The following is a 20,215-nucleotide window of genomic DNA, read 5'->3' as shown; positions in this document are numbered from 1 at the left end:
ACGGACACMCTTGCCTTTGGCTAATGGTTCGCATATCCCAACGCCCATAGCGGACTCTCACCGCCAAGTTAATGAACATGCCTGGCACACAAAAAACGAAGCGCCATACATGAGCGCTTCGTTTTTGGTTCATGCAAATGTCTTCTTGCACAGCCTGACCGCCCCTTACGGCTTTACCCCGAGGCTTCGTGATGCCTTTTATCTTAGCTCGATATGATAGCCAAAAGGACCAATCCCAAATGAAAAGAGAAGGGGTTCTTCATTGGCATCCGTTTCGGTCAGACTTGGAAGCAATAAAGGAAAAGAAGCGGTTTTCGTTATGACTGCTTTAGAGGCAGAATTGCCTCCATCCAGTATCTGGCTTGTTCCAAGAAGTTTGCCTTTATTGATGTCTGTGTCACTGGGTGAATGGTAGGCCTTTTCCATTACTTCTTCCGGCAGATCGTCATACCAATAGGCAGCGACTTTCCATCTCCCGTCTTCATTCACCAGCTGAATTCCTTCATAATGCCTGTCATAAGAGACAGGGCCCTCCTCTGACGCCTCAAAATGCTCGACTATGTATACGCTGTCCCCTATGCCAACAACTTTTGTTTCCTCTGAAAATTGATAAAAAGGGATATAGTAAAGAGCAAAATCAGAGCCATATGTAAAATAATGACCATCTTCCTCAACAAGATTCTCTTCCATAAACATTTGTTTGTAATCTTCGGTAAAGTACGGATTGAGGATATCTTCGACCTCAGCCAATGTAGGGACTTTTTCACTTAGTGACACTTGAGCTTCAAACGCAGATTCAAGAATGGAGAAAACCTCTTCCCGATCCGGTTGTGTATTGGCACTTGCCTGGAGAGGARCCGCCAGTCCCAAAAATAATAAGCATGGTAGCAAAAACCTTACAAGCCTGCCCATTTTCTCTCCTCCTTGTTCTCTTTCTTTGATTAAGTCCTTTCATTTTAGCAATTCTACAATATGGATATGAAAGGAATCGTTCGTTAAATACTTTCATTCTTTGACAGCATTTGGCTGTATATTCTTTTTTACCCAAGATAATTTGCGAAAAAACACCTTTAAGGCCGCTATCGGTTTTGCGAAATATTTCCAACAAAAAAAGCCCCTATTAGGAGGCTTTGATTATAGATGGTTCAGAATAACCCTTCACGGTTATTTAGGTAGCTGGATTCCAGATCAATGAACAGGAAATGCTTCGAATCGATTGGAAGGCAGAAGGTCCTGATTGTCGCCCCTGTTTCAATATCATTGTAACGGTCTGACAAGATTCCCTTTTTTTCCTTCCTCATCTTGATGATATTTTCAAGAAAATATGGGCGCCAGCTCCAGTTCTTTTCAAGATATTCCGGCTGCATGGCCCAGCCTTGTTCCTTTTTAAAGAAGTTAGGTGACCTCTGGAAGCCATCTTCATCGCAAATATACATCCTGAAGGCCATTTCATCCAGTTCCTTTGCCAGCACCTCCAGCAAATGCCTGTAATCTTCGGCTTTACGGTTGCGGTTTAGCAGCTCCTGCACCCTTGCATTAAACTCTTCGCTCAGCGCAAATAAATTTTCGAGCTTTTTCTTTTCTGACAAAATAAACCCCTGGCACTCGGATTTCAACCGTTCTTTAAGGAGGTCTCTGTCGACAAATTCAGCCTGGGGCGGTTTCAGGTAATACCCTTGATAATACCTGCCTCCATTTTTCCAGGCGAACTGAAGCTGAAAGGCCGTTTCAATATTCTCAAACAAGAGGGCCGCTCCTATCTTGCGTGCCAGTAGTGACAAGGAAAAAAGGATATTGCGGTAGCTGGGGCCTGCTGATGTAGATTTCAACACCTGAAGGTCCACTTTCAGGATGTCTGGTTCCAGCTGGCTGATGCGGTCAAGGTGGCTGCTGTCGTTGCCAATTTTATCAATCGCGATTTTTATACCGAATGTCCGGTAATATTGAATCAAATGATTTAGATCCTCAAATTCCCCCCCATAATTCCGTTCTGAAATTTCAAGTACAATCTGGTCCGGGCGCAATCCATTATCCTCATAAGATAAAATAAGCTTCAATAGTCCCTCTTCTTCATCCTGCAGCAATAATTCTGCATCACGGTTAATAAAAAACAAAAACTCCCCGTCCAGCTCACCCGCCTTGGCAAAGGCCTTTTCCAAGATTGCAAGGTCCACTTCCAATTTGTATTCCTCTGGTATATCCCGATCCTGGAAAAAGGGGCCCAGGCTCACTGGTCCCTGGTCGGTCTGGAAACGCCCCAGGATTTCATAAGCAGAGACCCGGTGTTCGTCTGCACTAAAAATTGGCTGAAAAAAAGGAAAGACATGTTCTTTATTTGTCAGTATATCCAGAGCATCCATATAATCTCTCCCCGATTGTCCCTTTTATTACTCACTCTTTTGTCCCCAATTTCCATTTTACTTATACTTCTATTTTATGTGAATGTCTGATAGTATTATTAAGACATTTTTAAATAGGTTGGTACTTTGCTATGTCCACACATATGACCAGACGGTCTTTTCTAAAAAAAATATTTGGCGGCCTGATTGCCATCGGAGGAGCAGGTGCAGGCGGCTATTATTACGCCCATGAGATTGAGCCTAAACTTCTGGAAATTACCCGCCATACCATCCAAAGTCCCCTTCTGCCTCCTGGGTTTGACGGCTTAAAAATCGTCCAATTCAGCGATACCCATGTTGGATTCCAGTATACCCTTGAACAGCTGGGCAAGCTGATTACAAAGATTAACAGCCTCGACCCGGACCTTATCTTCTTTTCGGGTGACTTGATCGATGACCCTTACGGTTATGGGGATGCGGCTCAAATCATCGAGATGCTTTCTTCCTTAAGAGCTGTGCTGGGAAAGTATGCAGTTTATGGCAACCATGACCATGGCGGTTATGGGTCCGATCTTTATAAGCGCATCATGGAAGAAGCAGGCTTCACGCTGCTATTAAATGAAGCTCGGCCGGTTTCCCTCCTGGATGGCAGTACAATTCATATTGCCGGTGTCGACGACAGCATGCTAGGGAAGCCCGATGTTGCTGCCGCCATACAAGGTATTCCACAAGATTCCTTCAAAATCCTCCTTTCCCATGCGCCTGACCTGGCCGATTCGGCTGCAGGCTTTAACATCCAATTGCAATTAAGCGGGCACAGCCATGGCGGCCAGGTTCAGATACCCTTCTACGGTCCGCTGGTGACCCCGCCCCATGCCGAGATCTATCCGGAAGGATTTTATGAAGTCGGGGCCAGCAAAATGAAGCTCTATGTAAACCGCGGGCTTGGCACTACAAGGCTCCCTTTCCGCTTTTTATCAAAACCGGAACTGACAATATTCACATTGGAAAAAGAAGTCTAGAAAAGCAGCGAAGGCTGCTTTTTTGTGTTGGGAAAAAGAGGGGGCATTAGTTAAATCATGAGCACCAGGGTTACTATAAGACCCTAATTGACGGCGCGTGATGGGTTCATCAAGCAATCTTTGTGAGTTTCCGTTTTTCATCTGGTAATTTTAGGGGTATAATAGGCATATACCGCATGAACCAGGAAAGGAGCCCATACATTGAACAGGGAAAGCAACAGATATACCCCGCCCGTACCAACAATTGAAACCCTCTCCCAGGCTATCTATATCGTCAATCGCCATGCCAAGACTGCCCCAAATCCGAAACAGCTGTACCAGCTTAAGCACGAGGCCATAAAAAAGCTGCTTCGGGAAGGCAAGGCTAAAAAGATAGGTCTTCATTTTTCCCAAAATCCAAGAAAGAGCCAGCAGCAATCAGACGTGCTCGTCGAATGCGCACAATACACGTTCCATATTCCCCCGACAAAAGCCGACTTTGAGTCCCTCCCACATTTGGGGAGCCTTGACCATTCTGTCAGAAACCCAAAAGCGAACCTGTCGCTGACACAGGCAAAAAAACTGCTTATCGCCTATACGGGATTTAAGGACGACCAGCCGCAGCCAGGAAAAAAGAAATCACAGTATCAGAAGCCAGTGTTTAAAAAACTGGGAGAAAGTTACTTTTAAAGCCTGCAGGGCCGATTTCCGCCATCCATCGAGACCAAATCAGGCTGATTTGGTCTTGTTTAGTTTGCAAGGGGAAATTGAGGCAGAAGAACCGTCCCTCTGCTTTTCCTGAATTGCATGATACAATAGACATAATTTATTGAAGGAGATTTTGAATAGTGGAACATTTAATCAACAAGAAGGTAAAAGAAATCGAAATTTCAGGGATTCGCAGATTCTTCAATATGGTTGCCGGCGTTGAAAACATGGTGTCCCTCACAATCGGCCAGCCAGACTTCCATACCCCGGAACATGTAAAGGAAGCGGGAAAAAGGGCCATTGACGAAAACCAAACGACGTACACACATAATGCAGGCTTATTGGAGCTAAGAAAAGCAGCCGCCAATTTTTACATAGAGAAATATGGCCCAGTCTACTCACCGGAAACCGAAATTATCATTACTTCGGGAGCAAGCGAGGCAATCGATATCGTATGCCGCACAATCCTTGAGCCAGACACGGAAGTGATCCTTCCTGGGCCTGTATATCCGGGATATGAACCGATTATTAAACTATGCGGCGCCAAACCCGTCTATGCCGATATCCGAAACAACGGGTTCCGATTTACTGCTGATATTATTAAACAGCATCTCACTGAAAATACCAGGTGCATCATCCTGCCTTATCCATCCAATCCTACAGGTGTCGGCTTGACAGCAGAAGAATTGCAGGAGATTTCCAGCCTGGTTAAAGGAAAGGATATTTTTATCCTTGCAGATGAGATTTATAGCGAACTTTCCTATGAAAGGAAGCATGTGTCCATCGCATCCTTCCTCCGTGAACAGACCATCGTTATCAATGGGCTGTCCAAATCACATTCCATGACAGGCTGGAGAATCGGCATGCTGTTTGCGCCAGAGTATTTGTCCCGCCACATTCTTAAGGTGCATCAATATAATGTTGCCTGTGCCTCCTCGGTTTCCCAGGCTGCAGCGGTAGCTGCCCTGACGTTTGGAATCAATGATGCTGATGCCATGAAGGAACAGTATGCAAAACGGCGGGAATACGTTTATGAACGACTGACCCAATTGGGTCTCGAGGTGGTAAAGCCTGATGGAGCTTTTTATTTCTTTGTTAAAAATCCCGTGGAGAACATTCCGTCCTTCGATTTTGCCCTGGACCTTGTCGAAAAGGCCAAGCTGGCAGTTGTTCCGGGAAGCGCCTTTTCACACCTGGGTGAAGGCTACTTCCGGCTATCCTATGCCTACTCCATGGAGACCTTGACAGAAGGATTGAATCGACTAGAAAGCTACTTAAAAGAAACCGTTCCACAATAAAGGTAACGGTTCAGGGAATAAGCTTCTCATTGTTGATTTTTCGCGAAGCCAAGGAATTCATAGGCGGAGAAATTCCGGTTAATGCATATAGAAGAGGCTTAAGAGGCCGTAATAAGCGGATTTATTCCGATTAACTTCTCAAAATAGGACTAAATCTTAGGGTTAGATTAATATAAACGGAAAAACTCCCCTTATATTGCAGGAAATGATGGTATTTCCCACTTTAAGCGGAATTTTTCCGTTTAATTTTTTATCCGGTAAAACTAGAAATTTCTTTTTTACAGAGACTTCATAAAATACTTATATAACGCCTGGGTGCCTTTGTCACCCAGGCCTTCTTCTTCCAGCTTCCTGTAAAGAGATTGGGCGAGCGCCAGTCCTGGCAGGTCCAAATTCATTTTTGCGGCTTCCTCAAGGGCGATGTTCATGTCCTTAATAAAATGCTTGATCATGAAACCTGGCTCGAAATCCCCCTGGATCACACGAGGGGCCAGGTTGGAAAGGGACCAGCTTCCTGCTGCACCAGTTGCGATCGTCTTCAGGACATTTTCCGGATCAAGGCCTGCTTTTTCTGCGTAGACTACCGATTCGATAACCCCCATCATATTGGAAGCAATGGCAATCTGATTGCACATTTTTGTATGTTGTCCAGCCCCGGCCAGCCCCTGAAGTATAATATTGGTGCCAAGAAGCTGCAATAGAGGCTCAATCTGCTTAAAATCGTCCTCTTCACCGCCAACCATTATGGCAAGCCTGGCATCTCTTGCTCCAATGTCTCCTCCTGATACCGGTGCATCCAAGGCATGCATACCCTTCTTTTTGGCCTCGGCATGAATTCTCTCGGCAAGGCTTGGCGTAGAAGTAGTCATATCGATTAAGTATGTATTTTCCTTACCATTTTCGACCAGGCCATCTTTACCGAGATAGATCTCTTCAACATCGGAAGGAAAACCGACAATTGTAATAATGATATTCGCTTTCTCCGCGATCTCTCTCGGCGTCTCCGCCCACCTTGCTCCCCGCTCCAGTAGGTCCTCCGCCTTGGCTTTAGTCCTTGTATACACATACACAGGATAACCGGCACTTAGCAAATGCCCCGCCATGCTTTTCCCCATAACCCCAGTACCAATAAAACCGACTACAGCATTTTCTTTCGAAAGCACATGAATTCCTCCCATTATAATGTTATATAGATTTGATCATGCCGCCATCGACCAGGAAAGAGCTTCCTGTCATATATGAATTGGCATCCGACGCCAGGAATGCCACCACTTTGGCGAACTCCTCGGGCCGCCCATATCTTTTTAAAGGAATGTTTTGTTTCGCACTATCCTCTACCTCTTCGATGGTAAGGCCGGTTTCCGCCGCTCTAACCTCATCAAGATGCCGAACACGGTCCGTTGCAATTCTCCCCGGAGCGACTGTATTGATTAATATTTCATATGGAGCCAGTTCCTGGGCAAGGGTTTTCGAAAGTCCCACAATCCCCGTCCTGAAAGTATTTGAAAGAATCAAACCAGGGATAGGCTCCTTGATGGATGAAGAAGCGATATTGATGATCCTTCCACCATTTTCCTTAAGATATGGCAGTGCTTCGCGTATAAGCCTGATATAAGAAAGAAGATTCAGTTCAAACGCATTCTGCCAATCCTCATCCAAAATACTTTCAAACGACCCGGCGGGAGGGCCTCCAGCGTTGTTGATCAAAATATCAATTCTCCCGTATTTTTCAATCGTGAAAGCCATCAATTCCTTAATTTCCCCAGGGTTGGTAACATCCGCTTTCTTAAAAATTGCCTGTCCGTTTTCAAACGTGCCGCAAACTTCCAGAAGCTTCGACTCATCCCTGCCCGAAAGAACAACCTTCGCTCCTTCCTTTGCCAGTTCCTTAGCGATCCCAAGACCCAATCCTTGACTGGAGGCAGCGATTACTGCCGTTTTTCCTTTAAGTCCTAAGTCCATTTTCATTCCCCCTTTTCCTATCTCTATTATATAGATACAAAGGATAAAATTCATTTTTTTGGCAGAACATTCTGGTTTATAATATATAATGCTATTGAAAAGAACAAGGAGGATCACATGTATAAGAAGGAGCTCTATGTCTTTGATGGAACAATGCCAGTCAAGACTGTCATCAGGCAATACAAGGAAAGCGATTTTGATGCCCTTATTCAGGTGCAGCAGGAAGCCTTCCCTCCTCCTTTTCCATCCGAGCTGTGGTGGAGTAAGGAGCAGCTTTCCAATCATGTCCGGCTGTTTCCCGAGGGGGCTTTGTGCATTGAAATCAATGGCCGTATAGCTGGTTCGATGACCAGCCTTATTGTAAATTATCAGCCTGGCGACCCCGACCATACTTGGTCCGATATTACCGACAACGGCTATATCCGAAACCATCAGCCCGGCGGGAATACCCTTTACATTGTCGACATCTGCATCAGTCCCCGTTACCGAAAACTCGGATTAGGCAAGGTACTGATGCAGTCCATGTATGAGGTTGTCGTCCATTTGGGCCTGGACAGGCTGCTGGGAGGCGGAAGGATGCCAGGGTACCACCTATATTCCAACGAACTCTCAATCGAGGAATATGGCGAAAAACTTCTTGCCGGGGAGCTGAGGGACCCGGTTATAACCTTTTTGCTGCGCTGCGGCCGGACTCCGGTCAAACCGGTTAAAAACTATCTGAAAGATGAAGAATCTTGCGATTACGGCATGCTGATGGAATGGCGGAATCCTTTTAAATCCATTTAGGTTTGTACCGTCCGATGGCAGTAGGAGTATCCCTGCTGGTCGGGCGGTTTCATATTTTCGCGCACAAAAAAAAGACCGGCTGTCAAACAGCCGGCCAAAGTCTGGGGGAAAATGAGAATGATTAGCTTACCTTCAGTCTTGCCAAAGTGCTTACTTATATATACCCCCGAACGATAAAATAAAACATTTCCATTGTTACAATTATATTACAAAGAAATAGCGGCGTTTACGGCTTCGACCACTTCTTCTGTTGTGCCCATTTCCAATACCTTAGCAGCCAGTTCCTCCATTTCGGTCTTGGACAAGTTACGGATAAGGGAGCGGGCTTTCAGGATGGATGTAGCACTCATGGAGAACTCATCAAGTCCCAGTCCGAGCAGGATCGGGATTGCTGTTTCATCCCCGGCCATTTCGCCGCACATGCCTGCCCATTTGCCTTCCTTATGGGCTGCATCGATGACCATTTTTACCAAACGGAGAATCGAAGGGCTGTATGGCTGATACAGATAGGAAACCTGCTGGTTCATACGATCTGCTGCCATGGTGTACTGGATAAGGTCATTGGTTCCAATGCTGAAGAAATCCACTTCTTTTGCGAACTGATCCGCTATGATGGCGGTTGAAGGGATCTCTACCATAATGCCAAGCTCGATTCCCTCGGCAACCTCGACACCTTCATTGGCAAGATTATTCCTCTCATCCTCCAGGATGGCCTTGGCCTTCCTGAATTCATCCAGCGTGGCAATCATTGGAAACATGATTTTCAGGTTTCCGTGAACACTTGCTCTCAGCAAGGCACGAAGCTGCGGACGGAAAATATCTTCCTGTTCAAGGCAAAGGCGTATCGCCCTGTAGCCCAGGAAGGGATTCATTTCCTTTGGCAGGTTGAGGTAAGGAAGCTCCTTGTCGCCCCCGATATCGAGGGTCCTAACTACCACCGGCTTGCCTCCCATCCCTTCAAGGACTGCTTTGTAAGCTGTGTATTGTTCCTCTTCCGTTGGCAGCTGGTCGCGGTCCATGTAAAGGAACTCGGTGCGATAAAGCCCAACCGCTTCCCCGCCATTTTCCACCACGCCTTTTAAATCCTTCGGTGTACCGATATTAGCCGCGAGCTCAACGTGGTGGCCGTCCGCTGTTACCGTTTTCTCATTAACAAGCTTGGCCCACTCCGCTTTCTGACTGGCATAGTCTGCCTGGACTTTTCGATACTCCTCAAGGACTTCCGGCGTCGGGTTAATATGAACTTCGCCTTTTAATCCATCGACTACTACAATGTCGCCATTGCTGATGGTTTCTGTAACTGTCTTTGTGCCGACAACTGCGGGAATCTCCATGGAACGGGCCATGATGGCAGAGTGGGATGTCCTGCCGCCGATATCGGTTGTAAAACCAAGCACAAAATTACGGTTTAATTGAGCTGTATCCGATGGAGTCAAATCCTCGGCAACAATAATGACTTCTTCCGTAACCATGCTTGGGTTCGGAATCTGGAGGCCAAGCAAATGGGCCAGAACCCGCTTGGTAACGTCACGGATATCAGCCGCACGTTCTTTCATATACTCATTGTCCATGGATTCAAACATGGAAATAAACATGTCCGCCGTTTCTTTCAGGGCATGCTCTGCGTTTACATTTTCTGTCTTGATTTTATCTTCGATCGGTGAAATGAGTTCAGGGTCACTTAAAACCAGGAGATGCGCATCGAATATGGCTGCCTTGTCAGCCCCCAGCTCACTGCCTGCCCGGTCCCGAATTTGCTCAAGTTCGGATTTGGCAGTCGCCAGAGCGGCTTGAAAGCGCGCAACTTCATTTTCTGGGGACTGGATTGCTTTTTTTTCGAATGAGAAGTCAGGTTCTACCAAACGGTATGCTTTTGCAATCGCAATCCCATTGGAAGCGGCTATGCCGCGAAGAAGGCTGCTCATTACTCAGCCAAGCCTTCTCTTTTCAGGGTTTCTTCGATTGTGTTCAGCGCGTCAGCTTCGTCGCTTCCTTCTGCAATAATCTTGATGTCAGCTCCCTGACCAATTCCAAGTGACATTACACCCATGATGGATTTAAGGTTTACTTTCTTTTCTTTATATTCAAGTTGAACCTCTGAATCGAATTTGCTTGCAGCCTGTACAAGTAATGTAGCAGGTCGGGCATGGATACCAGTTTCTGCAACGACTTTAAAGTTCTTTTCTGCCATAGGAAAATCTACTCCTTATAGTTAAATTTTAGGTGAAGACACATGATGCTTTTGTCCAAATAGTGCCAGACGATTTGGTAAAATTTAATAACCGTGATGATTATTAGTAGTTTACCCCATTAAGCAGGGAAATCACACCATATATTTTACCAATCGTTCCCTAATTGATTATGTAAGGACCTAGTCAGATTCTTTCATACACGACTTCTCACCAAAAACAGAATAGCATGTTCAGCACGGTTAAACAACTTAAAAACCACTTGATTTGTGCCGGTTTTATATATTTTTTCTATAAAGCGTTTACAGCCTAAACTTCCACAATCATTCACAATCATCCAGAACCGCTCAAATACAACACTAGGCAGAAACCAGGCATATTCCGTCATCGTTTTTTTGTACAGACAATGTTCATTTCCCTCATCCACCTAACTCCTCGGAGTTTCTGTATATGTATACAATACATCCCCGCCGCGCTGGGCAATTCCCCGAAAATGCTTAAAGTCCTCCCGTTGTACAAGCACTTCCCGAAAACGAAGAAACTCTTGCTTTGCAACCAGAAATTCTTCAATTTCCCTATTTTTTAACGAGTCAAAAATCATCGAAATTTCTTCCCTTGTCATTCTTCTCCTGCTCCTTTCTTTAAGACTATAAACTTTCGAAATGCAAATGGCAAACACCATGTTATCCTTTCACCGCACTGCTTGTCCACGTAATAGACACAATTATAAAAGCGTTTACAAAAAATTGTTGAATATTTCGCTTGTTTTAGATATTGTATTACTAAATTACAATTTATAGGAAACAGCAGATAGGAGAGAGGGCCTTTGAAAAAAGCACAAGTAGGAAACGTGATCGAGTTCAGGGAAGGCTTGCAGGGGATTGTCGAAAAAGTAAATGAAAACTCTGTAATTGTTGATTTGACTTACATGGATAACTACCGTGATCTGGAATTGGAACAAAGAACTGTCATAAACCATAAAAACTATAAAGTTGTTAAAGAAACGGCATTTCAATGAATTTAACGGGCGCAAGCTATTAAAAAAACAGCATATGCTGTTTTTTTAGGTTTGGACATCTTTTTTAAACTCAGTTGTGCCAATTGACTCAAACACCTCGATGCCTTTCCCTGGAAGCAGTGCAGAAGCCAGCATCATTGAAGCCACAGCTGCCCCTTGGACGGGCCTGTATTTGCGAAGTTTTCCTTTAAACAGGAAACCCAGCGGAACAGAAACCAACTCTGCAGCTTTTTCGCCAATACGTACTTCTTCCCGTTTCCCCAATAAAAGGGATGGCCGAAAGATAACGACACTTTCAAAGCCCATGTTTAATAACCCTTCCTCAAGCTTCCCTTTTACTCTGCTGTAATAAAAGGGCGAATTTTCATCTGCTCCTATCGCCGAAACGACCAAATATTTTGAAGCTCCCTGCCTCAAGGCAAGGCGGGCAGCCTGAAGCGGATAATCAAGGTCTACCTTTTGGAAGTTTTCCCTTGTTCCAGCCTTTTTGATTGTGGTGCCTAAACAGCAGTAAACATCATCAACTTTGAACATGTCTTCATATGAGTCCATATTGTCCAGATTATCTCTTACCATATTCAATTTTGGATGATAGATGTCCACATCCTTGCGGACAATGATATTCACTTGTTCATACTCATTTTCCGCTAGCAGAAGATGCAGCAATTCCTTCCCGATTAGTCCGGTTGCTCCGAGCAGCAATGCTTTTCTCCCCATTTACCTCACTCCTTTAAGAGAATCTTAACAAAAACAAATAGAATCTGTTACAATAATGTTTCCAGAAAGGAGTATGCATTATGAAAAAAGTGATGGCCGACCGCCGCCTGCTAATTGGGTATGTACTGGCCCATCTTTTATTATTGTTCACCTTCCAGGAAAAAGGTGTTTTCTGGTACCTTTTTACAGCATCCATGCTGATTTTAATAAGCTTTTCCATTCTTCATGAAGGGCTTGAAAACAACGCCTCGGCACTAAAGTACCTTTCTTACGGCATTCTTTCCGGCATTGCCGTTTATGGCTTATTCTGGCTTGGAAGTACAATGATCGATATTCTTAAACTGCCGTTAAGCGGACAAGTTTCCCAGCTTTACAGGCAGTTTGAGCCAAAGTCCGCCTGGCATTTCATTGTGCTAATAATCATTATTGCACCTGGTGAAGAAATCTTTTGGCGCGGATTTGTACTGAGAAGATTGCTAAAGCATCTAAATGCCAGGACGAGCGTAATCCTGTCCTCTTTCCTTTATGCATCCGTCCATATCTATTCCGGACAGTTCGCCCTCCTCCTTGCTGCCCTTGCAGCCGGTTTGGCATGGGGCGCCCTCTATGCCTGGAAAAGAAGCATCCCGCTGGTTGTCGTTTCACATATCGTGTTCGATTTGCTTCTTTTTGTAATCCTTCCCCTCCGATAAAGGCAAAAAAGGACCTCAGCATGCGAGGTCCTTTTTACTATTCTTCTAATCTCCTTTTTCCTGCCTGGAAGGCTTCATCCATAACAGTACGATAAAAACCAGGCTGATATAGCCAAATAATGGATAAAGGTAGGATAGCAGAGTGCTGTAATGAATGAGGCTGATAAAATAGCATACAATAAAAATCAGGCTGATAGTCATCAGGCTCGGAATCCGGATATATTTTTTTGCTTGCCTTTCAAGCCCGAAAATATTCCCAATCACCGAGGTGAAAATTTCACCGTATATGATCAGGATGAATACACCGTATAATCCTGGAGCCAGGTTTTTCATGATGGTTGCCATTGGTATTTCATAGCTTTCCAGTCCCGGCAGCATGATCAGTGTAAAATGCTCGGAAAGCAAAATCATTGTCAATGCGGTCCCGCCAAGTATTCCGCCCCATTTTACCGTATTGTCATCCTTTATTTCGGAGGCGACCGGCACAAGTACTGCCTGCGCGAGCGACAAATTCAAGGCTGCATATGTAAATGGGGACACCACCGATTTCCAGCCATCCTCGGCCATAGGAATAAATAGGGCCTTGCTGCTGAATCCAGGAAGTTTAACAGACAAAACCAGAAGGATAAAACTAAATATAATCATCATTGGAACAACAAACGAATTAACCGCGAACAGTCCTTTAATCCCCAGAACCATAACGGCAATGGATAGTCCGATTGTAATGATGATTCCAGCGTTCTTTGGAATCCCAAGCTGTTCCTCGAACACGGCTCCCGCTCCTGAAAGCATAACGGCACACACTCCCATAAGCATAAAAAGCATGATAACATTAACGATTCGTCCCAAAAAACGCCCAAATAAATATTCATTGAATTGCTCATACGATTCCGCCCCGATATAGGCAGCGATCCTCATCAGCTTTGACCCCATAAATATGAACAAGTATCCCGCCATTAATATTCCAATAAGCCCTACAAATCCAAAACGGGAAAAAAACTCCACAATTTCTCTTCCTGTAGCAAAACCGGCTCCCACCACCGTTCCAACATATACGGCGGCGATTTGAAAGGCGGCACCCCAGTTTGTTTTCAAGCTGCTCCCTCCTTATCACCAATATATGAGAAAGCAGACAAACCATGACAGGCTTTTTACGCCAGCCAATAATTAACCTACCAATTGGTCCATGCAGCTCGACTGGAATGAATTACCAACATTATTCAACTTGAAAGTCAATAAAGGTCAAACTATAATAAAGATAAATTAGTCAAAGAAAGTCAAAGTCAAAATTACTTTTGAGGAGGATGTTTATGCTTTGTCAACATTGTCAGCAAAATCAAGCCACCATTCAGTTACAGATGAATTTTAACGGCAGCCAGAAGCATTTCATGCTCTGCCAGAACTGCTATACAAAAGAAAGAGAAAAGCTTGGTACTTCTTTTAAACCAACCATGTCAGGTTTCTCCGGTTTTGGAGATGCCGCATTTGCGGATTTCTTTAAGGGGATGTCCGGCCATGCAAGCCCGGATCAGGCCTCAAGGCCCCAGGTTAAGAACGCCGGGAATGGATTTATTGACCAATTTGGCCGCAATCTGACCCAGGGTGCAAAAGCCGGCCTCATAGACCCGGTTATTGGCCGTGATGAGGAAGTAAGGCGGGTAATCGAAATATTGAACCGGCGGAATAAAAACAATCCGGTGCTGATAGGCGAACCTGGTGTCGGTAAAACAGCTATTGCGGAAGGCTTGGCCTTGAAAATTTCCAGAGGTGAGGTCCCAGGCAAGCTGCTTAATAAAGAAGTCTACCTGCTGGATGTAGCTTCACTGGTTGCCAATACAGGAATCCGCGGACAATTCGAGGAAAGAATCAAGCAATTGATTTCAGAACTGCAGGAGCGCAAAAATATCATTCTATTTATCGACGAAATCCATCTATTGGTAGGAGCCGGCTCCGCTGAAGGTTCCATGGATGCGGGGAATATCCTTAAACCCGCACTTGCCCGTGGCGAGATGCAGGTTGTGGGAGCGACTACCCTCAAAGAGTATCGCCAGATTGAAAAAGACCCTGCCCTTGAACGCCGCTTCCAGCCCGTTCATGTCCATGAGCCATCTCTTGAAAAAGCAATTGAAATCCTGAAAGGAATTCAATCAAAATACGAAGACTATCATGAAGTAACTTTCTCGGAGGAAGCGCTACAGGCCTGCGTCCAGCTTTCCCATAGGTACATTCAGGACCGTTTCCTGCCGGACAAGGCGATTGACCTTATGGATGAAGCTGGTTCAAAGCTGAATCTGGAGTCGGACTACACTGGCAGCAGCGATATCGAAGACCGTCTGGCTGCAATCCTGAAAGAAAAGGAAGCAGCCCTGAAAAATGAGGAATACGAAAAAGCCGCCAAACTTCGTGATGAAGAAGCAGCCCTTGAAAAGTCTTTGAGCAAGGGAGGAAACAGCTCCCGTCCCGTTGTGACACTTGAACAAATCCAAAAATTGATTGAGAAAAAAACCGGTATTCCAGTAGGAAAACTTCAGGAAGACGAGCAAGGAAAAATGAAACACCTTACAGCAAACCTGACTGGAAAGGTAATCGGCCAGGACGAAGCAGTCGCCAAAGTGGCGAAAGCCATCCGCCGAAGCCGTGCCGGCCTGAAGTCCAAAAACCGCCCTATTGGTTCCTTCCTGTTTGTCGGACCAACCGGTGTAGGCAAGACTGAACTCTCGAAAACACTTGCAGAAGAACTGTTTGGCTCAAAGGATTCCCTAGTACGTCTTGATATGAGTGAATATATGGAGAAGCATAGTGTCTCCAAGATCATCGGTTCTCCTCCAGGATATGTCGGCCACGAGGAGGCAGGGCAGCTGACTGAAAAGGTCCGCCGCAATCCTTACAGCATCATCCTGCTCGATGAGATTGAAAAAGCGCACCCTGATGTACAGCATATGTTCCTGCAAATCCTGGAAGATGGCCGTCTGACAGACAGCCAGGGCCGTACAGTCAGTTTCAAGGACACTGTCATCATTATGACAAGCAATGCCGGGGTTGGACACAAGCAGATCAAAGTAGGGTTTGGACAAAGTGAAGCGGTGAATGAGGCAAGCATTCTCGATTCATTGGGAAGTTTCTTCAAGCCTGAATTCCTTAACCGTTTTGACAGCATTATAGAATTCAAATCACTTGAGAAAGAGCATCTCTTGCAGATTGTCGACTTGATGCTAAAAGAGCTCGAAGAAACCCTATCCGAACAGAACCTGCACCTCGAAGTCACTTCTGAAGCTAAGGAGGAATTGGCAAAGCTTGGCTACCATCCGTCTTTTGGGGCACGCCCTCTCCGCCGCGCAATCCAGGAACATCTCGAGGATAAACTTGCCGACTATATCCTTGAAGACCCAGAAGGTGCGGAATTAATTGCAGAATTGAACAATGGGGAAATTGTTATTAGAAAAAGGTAAGGAAAATGAAAGAACAAAAAGCCCGCTCACTGAGGTCCAGTGTGCGGGCTTATTTATTTGTCTACAGCTTGCTATCTTCAACCGAGTTAAGCCATGCTTCAATCTCACCGACAACGGACTGGACACAGCCGTCTTCGAACGGAGACATCAGACTTGCCTGGGCGACAAGCTTGGTAAATGGCAGACTGCCGCCAAGCTTGCACAGCTTGAGGTAATCTTCCCAGGCAGCGTCCATATTTTCGCGGGACCTTTTCCAGAATTGGAAAGCACAGATTTGAGCAAGAGTGTAATCAATATAATAGAATGGTGAATTGTAGATATGCCCCTGCCGCTGCCAGAATCCGCCCGCTTCAAGGTAAGTATTTCCGTCATAGTTCTTATGCGGCAAATATTTTTTTTCAATTTTGCTCCATTGCTGTTTCCGCTCTGCGGGGGTTGCTTCCGGATTTTCATAGACCCAATGCTGGAACTCGTCGACAGAAACACCGTAAGGCAAGAACAAGAGAGCCTCGCTCAGGTGGGCAAATTTATACTTGTCTGTCGCTTCCTCAAAGAAAAGTTCCATCCATGGCCAAGTGAAGAATTCCATGCTCATCGAATGGATTTCACAGGCTTCAAACGTAGGCCAGTGATATTCCGGAATATTAAAGTGGCGGCTCGAATAAACCTGGAAGGCATGCCCCGCTTCATGCGTCAAAACATCGATATCCCCGGATGTGCCGTTGAAATTCGAAAAAATGAAGGGAGCTTTATGGCCTTCAATATATGTGCAATATCCGCCGCCTGCTTTTCCTTTTTTAGCAACCAAATCCATCAAATCGTGGTCAATCATGAATTGGAAGAACTCTCCGGTTTCCTCCGATAATTCGTTATACATTTTTTTGCCCCGTTCAATGATCCAGTCAGGATTTCCCTTTGGAGCTGCATTGCCTGTCTTAAAGTTAAATGGCTCATCATAATATGTAAGCGCATCGACGCCAATCCGATCAGCCTGACGCTTCTTAAGCCTCGTGGCAATTGGAACAATATGCTCTTCTACCTGTTTCCTGAAGCTTGCTACCATCTCCGCATTGTAATCGGTTCTGAACATGCGATAATAGCCAAGCTCGACAAAGTTCTTGAAGCCCAGTTTCCTGGCTATTTCCGTCCGTACTTTGACCAGATCGTCATACAAGCGGTCAAGTTCCTCTTCATGTTCAGCGAAAAAGCCAAATCTTGCCTCGGATGCCTTCTTACGCACGGAGCGGTCCCTGGATTCTGTAAATGGCTCCAGCTGCGCAAGAGTCCGCTCCTCGCCTTCAAACTGGATTTTTGCCGATGCAACCAGTTTTGTATATTCAGTTGAAAGCTTGTTTTCCTTTTGCAGTAAGGGAACAACTTCAGGCTTGAATGTTTTAAGTTGGGCTTCTGCAAGCGCAAACAATTGGCTGCCCCATTGTTCCTCAAGCTCTGTACGGAATTGGGAGGAAAGCAAGGCTTCGTAATACTTTGTGACCAGACCTTCAACGTTTGGAGCCAGTTCATCCAGGTAATCCTGTTCTTCCTTATAAAACTCGTCATTTGTGTCAATCGAATGGCGGATATAACAAATATTGGACATCGTATCCACTTCATTACGCAAAGTGTTTATTTCCTGCATGGCAAGATTCTGTTGTGCTGCCGACCCTGAATTTTTGAATTTATCCAGCGCTGTTTCAAACCTGGCCGATAATGCATCAAAATCGGGCCGTTCGTATGTATAACTTTTAAAACTCATTATTATCCCCCCTGCTCATATGGTACTTTACCTAATTCGACAGCTCCTTCCCCCATTCCTTCACACCATTGCAGGCCGCTTCCTTCATAAACAGAAGGAAACGGCCACCATTAGGGGGCCGGTGACCGTTTTTAATATTTTCCCACTGATAAACCGAGCTTTTTTAGAAGCTCAATCACTTGCTGCTTTTCTTCGGAGTCCAGCGCCCCCATTAGCTCATGGATACGCTCGCTATGTTCAGGGAACATTTCTTCAATAAGTTTTTTTCCGTCTTCGGTAATTTGGGCATAGGTAACCCTTCGGTCCCTTGGGCAGCCGACTCTCCGCAGCAGCCCTTTCTGTTCAAGCTTATCCACAACGTAAGTAATGCTGCCGCTTGCCAGTAGGATTTTACCGCCAATTTGCTGCAATGGCTGGTCACCTTTATGGTAAAGCAGTTCCATAACAGCAAATTCAGTCGGATTTAGGCCTCTCTGCTGGATTACTTTGTTTACTTCTTCATTTATGGCACGAAATGCCCTGGAAAGCACGATAAATAATTTTAACGATTGATTCACTTGCTCCTCATTCATGTTCTCATCCMTTTAAAACTGTTGATACATAAATTATATACGAAAACAGGAGATTTTACAGCATTTCTCTGATTGGGTTTGAATTCCTCCGCATTTAGGGAAAAATAGATTGAATAAACTACATCATCGTTTAGGAGTGACTGCTTTGAAAAAGGGATTTGCGGGAATTGCGATTATCATTGCCATCATAATTGGAGTGGGACTCATGCTGATGTCCAGCTACAATGGTTTTGTAGCTGCAGAAGAAAATGTGGACCAGTCCTATGCACAGATAGAAAATCAGCTTCAGCGGAGGCTCGATTTAATACCGAACCTGGTGAATACGGTAAAAGGGTACGCATCGCATGAACGGGAAACCATCGAGGCCATCTCGGATGCCAGGGCAAGGCTGGCCGGAGCCAGGACCCCTGAGGAAGAAGCAAGTGCGAACGCCGAACTTTCTTCTGCCTTAAGCCGCCTCCTTGTTGTGGTTGAGAACTACCCCAATCTTAAAGCAGATACCCAGTTCACACAATTGATGGACGAGCTTGCCGGCACTGAAAATCGCTTATCTGTTGCCAGACAGGACTATAATGACCAGGTAGCAAACTATAACAGGAAGGTCAAAACGTTCCCCGGGGCGATTGTAGCGAATATAACCGGATTTAATGAAAAAGAATATTTCCGGGCCGACCCTAGATCACAGGAAGCTCCAAATGTTGATTTTGGAGGCCAAGGGTAATGGTTTCCCGGAATACGGGCCAATCTGAGCCTAAAAAGGACAAGAAGGTCCTGCTGACAAGCCTGTGGGTGTTTCTCTTTCTTGTCCTGTTCCCCAATTTTGGACAGGCAGCCCTTGATATCCCCCGCCCTGTCGGCGATATCTATGTCCAGGACTTTGCCGATGTCCTTTCGCAGCAGGAAGAAGAGGAAATAAGGCGGATGGGTAGAACCCTTGAAGACCAGACTTCCAGCCAGGTTGCCGTGCTGACGGTACCTTCGATTGGAGATGCTTCAATAGAGGAGTACGCTAATCAGGCATACAGGCTGTATGGGCTTGGCACCGCTGAAAATGATAATGGCGTTCTTCTTGTATTGGCCATGAATGAGCGGAAAATAAGAATAGAGGTAGGGTACGGGCTTGAAGGTACGATACCCGATGGCAAAGCCGGAAGAATTATCGATCAATTTGCCATTCCTTATTTGCAGGCTGACAGGCCCAATGCCGCAGTCATGAGTACTTACCAAGCATTGGCCAGTGAAGCGAATGGAGAATATGGCTCTGGCTTATCAGCGGATTCAGGCCAGGAAGGTGGCATCCCATCGTGGCTACTGATTATTATCGTAGTCGGCTTGATTTTCCTGGATATTACTTTCTTCGGAGGCATGCTCACCTATGCGCTTCTCTCCATCCTTTCAAGAGGCGGACGCGGGGGAGGCCCTCGAGGTGGAGGCGGCGGATCGTCAGGTGGAGGCGGAGCAAGCCGCGGGTGGTAAATAGAAAAGCGGAGGGCGCCCGTTCATCGGCGATAGGCACAAGACGAGCCGGCTGGAAGGTTGTTCTTTAACCTTCTGGACGGATTGGCTTGTGACCCAAGCCGATGGCGCCCGGAGCTGGACAACAGGAAATGCGGAGGCGGCTTGGTCAGGAGCGACAGGCATGCCTCTTGGGACCAGCGAAACTTTTTTTGCCTTGCCACGGGCGTCAATCAAGCCTATTGGGACCCGGGTAACCTCTTTCGCCCTGGC

21 protein-coding genes are annotated in these 20,215 nt (G+C 45.7%); 9 read left to right on the top strand and 12 right to left on the bottom strand.

Annotated features, from left to right (window positions below):
* Window positions 1-198: 198 nt before the first annotated feature.
* Window positions 199-912: a DUF3993 domain-containing protein gene (locus tag ADU22_RS09905; RefSeq protein WP_053362010.1), complete on the bottom strand. Its 714-nt coding sequence runs from the start codon at window positions 910-912 to the stop codon at window positions 199-201.
* 233 nt (window positions 913-1,145) lie between these two features.
* A complete protein-coding gene (locus ADU22_RS09900) occupies window positions 1,146-2,360 on the bottom strand; it encodes an EAL domain-containing protein (protein WP_053362009.1) in 1,215 nt (404 codons plus the stop codon).
* Window positions 2,361-2,491: 131 nt separating this feature from the next.
* Here ADU22_RS09900 and ADU22_RS09895 point away from each other — a divergent pair, with 131 nt between their 5' ends.
* The 3 genes from ADU22_RS09895 to ADU22_RS09885 all read left to right on the top strand — a co-directional run bounded on the left by ADU22_RS09895 (window position 2,492) and on the right by ADU22_RS09885 (window position 5,346).
* Window positions 2,492-3,361 carry a metallophosphoesterase gene (locus ADU22_RS09895; RefSeq protein ID WP_053362008.1) on the top strand — a complete coding sequence of 290 codons (870 nt, stop codon included), beginning with the start codon at window positions 2,492-2,494 and terminating at the stop codon, window positions 3,359-3,361.
* A gap of 201 nt (window positions 3,362-3,562) precedes the next feature.
* A complete protein-coding gene (locus ADU22_RS09890; protein WP_053362007.1) occupies window positions 3,563-4,030 on the top strand; it encodes a YkyB family protein in 468 nt (155 codons plus the stop codon).
* A 158-nt stretch (window positions 4,031-4,188) separates the two neighbouring features.
* Window positions 4,189-5,346 carry an aminotransferase A gene (locus ADU22_RS09885; protein WP_053362006.1) on the top strand — a complete coding sequence of 386 codons (1,158 nt, stop codon included), beginning with the start codon at window positions 4,189-4,191 and terminating at the stop codon, window positions 5,344-5,346.
* Window positions 5,347-5,624: 278 nt separating this feature from the next.
* Here the strand turns inward: ADU22_RS09885 and ADU22_RS09880 are convergent, their stop codons facing one another.
* Window positions 5,625-6,509 (bottom strand): NAD(P)-dependent oxidoreductase, encoded by an 885-nt coding sequence (locus tag ADU22_RS09880; protein ID WP_053362005.1) that lies wholly within the window; start codon window positions 6,507-6,509, stop codon window positions 5,625-5,627.
* Window positions 6,510-6,531: 22 nt separating this feature from the next.
* Window positions 6,532-7,308, bottom strand: coding sequence for an SDR family oxidoreductase (locus tag ADU22_RS09875; protein ID WP_053362004.1), 777 nt, complete (start codon window positions 7,306-7,308; stop codon window positions 6,532-6,534).
* Between the two features lie 117 nt (window positions 7,309-7,425).
* On the opposite strand from ADU22_RS09875, the gene ADU22_RS09870 reads away from it, so the two are divergent.
* Window positions 7,426-8,094: a GNAT family N-acetyltransferase gene (locus ADU22_RS09870; protein WP_053362003.1), complete on the top strand. Its 669-nt coding sequence runs from the start codon at window positions 7,426-7,428 to the stop codon at window positions 8,092-8,094.
* Window positions 8,095-8,300: 206 nt separating this feature from the next.
* Here the strand turns inward: ADU22_RS09870 and ptsP are convergent, their stop codons facing one another.
* From ptsP to ykzS, 3 genes are all read right to left on the bottom strand, one after another.
* Window positions 8,301-10,019, bottom strand: a complete 1,719-nt coding sequence (gene ptsP / locus ADU22_RS09865) for a phosphoenolpyruvate--protein phosphotransferase (RefSeq protein ID WP_053362002.1) — start codon at window positions 10,017-10,019, stop codon at window positions 8,301-8,303.
* The gene (locus ADU22_RS09860; protein ID WP_046525940.1) at window positions 10,019-10,285 is read right to left on the bottom strand and encodes a phosphocarrier protein HPr; all 267 of its coding nucleotides are present in this window, start codon (window positions 10,283-10,285) and stop codon (window positions 10,019-10,021) included. Before ADU22_RS09860 ends, ptsP begins: the two co-directional genes overlap by 1 nt.
* Window positions 10,286-10,710: 425 nt before the next feature.
* Complete coding sequence (gene ykzS, locus ADU22_RS09850) at window positions 10,711-10,905, bottom strand: protein YkzS (protein WP_053362000.1); 195 nt, start codon at window positions 10,903-10,905, stop codon at window positions 10,711-10,713.
* A 204-nt stretch (window positions 10,906-11,109) separates the two neighbouring features.
* On the opposite strand from ykzS, the gene ADU22_RS09845 reads away from it, so the two are divergent.
* Window positions 11,110-11,301, top strand: coding sequence for a YkvS family protein (locus ADU22_RS09845; protein ID WP_053361999.1), 192 nt, complete (start codon window positions 11,110-11,112; stop codon window positions 11,299-11,301).
* Between the two features lie 45 nt (window positions 11,302-11,346).
* Here ADU22_RS09845 and ADU22_RS09840 read toward each other — a convergent pair whose 3' ends face one another.
* The gene (locus ADU22_RS09840) at window positions 11,347-12,018 is read right to left on the bottom strand and encodes an NAD(P)H-binding protein (RefSeq protein WP_053361998.1); all 672 of its coding nucleotides are present in this window, start codon (window positions 12,016-12,018) and stop codon (window positions 11,347-11,349) included.
* 80 nt (window positions 12,019-12,098) lie between these two features.
* Between ADU22_RS09840 and ADU22_RS09835 the strand changes: the two genes are divergently transcribed.
* The gene (locus ADU22_RS09835) at window positions 12,099-12,710 is read left to right on the top strand and encodes a CPBP family intramembrane glutamic endopeptidase (RefSeq protein ID WP_053361997.1); all 612 of its coding nucleotides are present in this window, start codon (window positions 12,099-12,101) and stop codon (window positions 12,708-12,710) included.
* A 45-nt stretch (window positions 12,711-12,755) separates the two neighbouring features.
* Here ADU22_RS09835 and ADU22_RS09830 read toward each other — a convergent pair whose 3' ends face one another.
* The gene (locus ADU22_RS09830) at window positions 12,756-13,805 is read right to left on the bottom strand and encodes a YkvI family membrane protein (RefSeq protein WP_053361996.1); all 1,050 of its coding nucleotides are present in this window, start codon (window positions 13,803-13,805) and stop codon (window positions 12,756-12,758) included.
* 215 nt (window positions 13,806-14,020) lie between these two features.
* Here ADU22_RS09830 and ADU22_RS09825 point away from each other — a divergent pair, with 215 nt between their 5' ends.
* Window positions 14,021-16,159 carry an ATP-dependent Clp protease ATP-binding subunit gene (locus tag ADU22_RS09825; RefSeq protein ID WP_053361995.1) on the top strand — a complete coding sequence of 713 codons (2,139 nt, stop codon included), beginning with the start codon at window positions 14,021-14,023 and terminating at the stop codon, window positions 16,157-16,159.
* Window positions 16,160-16,220: 61 nt separating this feature from the next.
* Here ADU22_RS09825 and ADU22_RS09820 read toward each other — a convergent pair whose 3' ends face one another.
* Together ADU22_RS09820 and ADU22_RS09815 are read right to left on the bottom strand one after the other, a co-directional pair.
* Complete coding sequence (locus ADU22_RS09820; protein ID WP_053361994.1) at window positions 16,221-17,915, bottom strand: M3 family oligoendopeptidase; 1,695 nt, start codon at window positions 17,913-17,915, stop codon at window positions 16,221-16,223.
* Window positions 17,916-18,046: 131 nt separating this feature from the next.
* On the bottom strand, window positions 18,047-18,487 hold the full coding sequence (locus tag ADU22_RS09815; RefSeq protein ID WP_053361993.1) for a MarR family winged helix-turn-helix transcriptional regulator: 441 nt from the start codon (window positions 18,485-18,487) through the stop codon (window positions 18,047-18,049).
* Window positions 18,488-18,632: 145 nt separating this feature from the next.
* Here ADU22_RS09815 and ADU22_RS09810 point away from each other — a divergent pair, with 145 nt between their 5' ends.
* Both ADU22_RS09810 and ADU22_RS09805 read left to right on the top strand, forming a co-directional pair.
* Window positions 18,633-19,208 carry a LemA family protein gene (locus tag ADU22_RS09810; protein WP_053361992.1) on the top strand — a complete coding sequence of 192 codons (576 nt, stop codon included), beginning with the start codon at window positions 18,633-18,635 and terminating at the stop codon, window positions 19,206-19,208.
* Entirely contained in the window at window positions 19,208-19,963 is a 756-nt protein-coding gene (locus tag ADU22_RS09805) for a TPM domain-containing protein (protein ID WP_053361991.1), read from the top strand. The genes ADU22_RS09810 and ADU22_RS09805 overlap by 1 nt, the downstream gene beginning before the upstream one ends.
* Here ADU22_RS09805 and ADU22_RS25165 read toward each other — a convergent pair.
* Window positions 19,931-20,215: hypothetical protein (locus ADU22_RS25165; protein WP_231687860.1), on the bottom strand; the 285-nt coding region annotated here is incomplete at its 5' end. The genes ADU22_RS09805 and ADU22_RS25165 overlap by 33 nt on opposite strands.

Origin of the sequence: Bacillus sp. FJAT-27251, from assembly GCF_001273925.1 — a bacterium.
Lineage (GTDB): Bacteria > Bacillota > Bacilli > Bacillales > Cytobacillaceae > Mesobacillus_B.
Note: the sequence above shows the minus strand (reverse complement) of the source record. Positions and strands in the feature narration are given on the sequence as shown.

What these genes read in the sequence shown, in the direction of transcription:
- ADU22_RS09900 (WP_053362009.1), bottom strand. Translation starts at nt 2,360, where the DNA reads ATGGATGCTCTGGATATACTGACAAATAAAGAACATGTCTTTCCTTTT.
- ADU22_RS09895 (WP_053362008.1), top strand. Translation starts at nt 2,492, where the DNA reads ATGTCCACACATATGACCAGACGGTCTTTTCTAAAAAAAATATTTGGC.
- ADU22_RS09875 (WP_053362004.1), bottom strand. Translation starts at nt 7,308, where the DNA reads ATGGACTTAGGACTTAAAGGAAAAACGGCAGTAATCGCTGCCTCCAGT.
- ADU22_RS09870 (WP_053362003.1), top strand. Translation starts at nt 7,426, where the DNA reads ATGTATAAGAAGGAGCTCTATGTCTTTGATGGAACAATGCCAGTCAAG.
- ptsP (WP_053362002.1), bottom strand. Translation starts at nt 10,019, where the DNA reads ATGAGCAGCCTTCTTCGCGGCATAGCCGCTTCCAATGGGATTGCGATT.
- ADU22_RS09860 (WP_046525940.1), bottom strand. Translation starts at nt 10,285, where the DNA reads ATGGCAGAAAAGAACTTTAAAGTCGTTGCAGAAACTGGTATCCATGCC.
- ykzS (WP_053362000.1), bottom strand. Translation starts at nt 10,905, where the DNA reads ATGACAAGGGAAGAAATTTCGATGATTTTTGACTCGTTAAAAAATAGG.
- ADU22_RS09840 (WP_053361998.1), bottom strand. Translation starts at nt 12,018, where the DNA reads ATGGGGAGAAAAGCATTGCTGCTCGGAGCAACCGGACTAATCGGGAAG.
- ADU22_RS09835 (WP_053361997.1), top strand. Translation starts at nt 12,099, where the DNA reads ATGAAAAAAGTGATGGCCGACCGCCGCCTGCTAATTGGGTATGTACTG.
- ADU22_RS09825 (WP_053361995.1), top strand. Translation starts at nt 14,021, where the DNA reads ATGCTTTGTCAACATTGTCAGCAAAATCAAGCCACCATTCAGTTACAG.
- ADU22_RS09820 (WP_053361994.1), bottom strand. Translation starts at nt 17,915, where the DNA reads ATGAGTTTTAAAAGTTATACATACGAACGGCCCGATTTTGATGCATTA.
- ADU22_RS09815 (WP_053361993.1), bottom strand. Translation starts at nt 18,487, where the DNA reads ATGAATGAGGAGCAAGTGAATCAATCGTTAAAATTATTTATCGTGCTT.
- ADU22_RS09805 (WP_053361991.1), top strand. Translation starts at nt 19,208, where the DNA reads ATGGTTTCCCGGAATACGGGCCAATCTGAGCCTAAAAAGGACAAGAAG.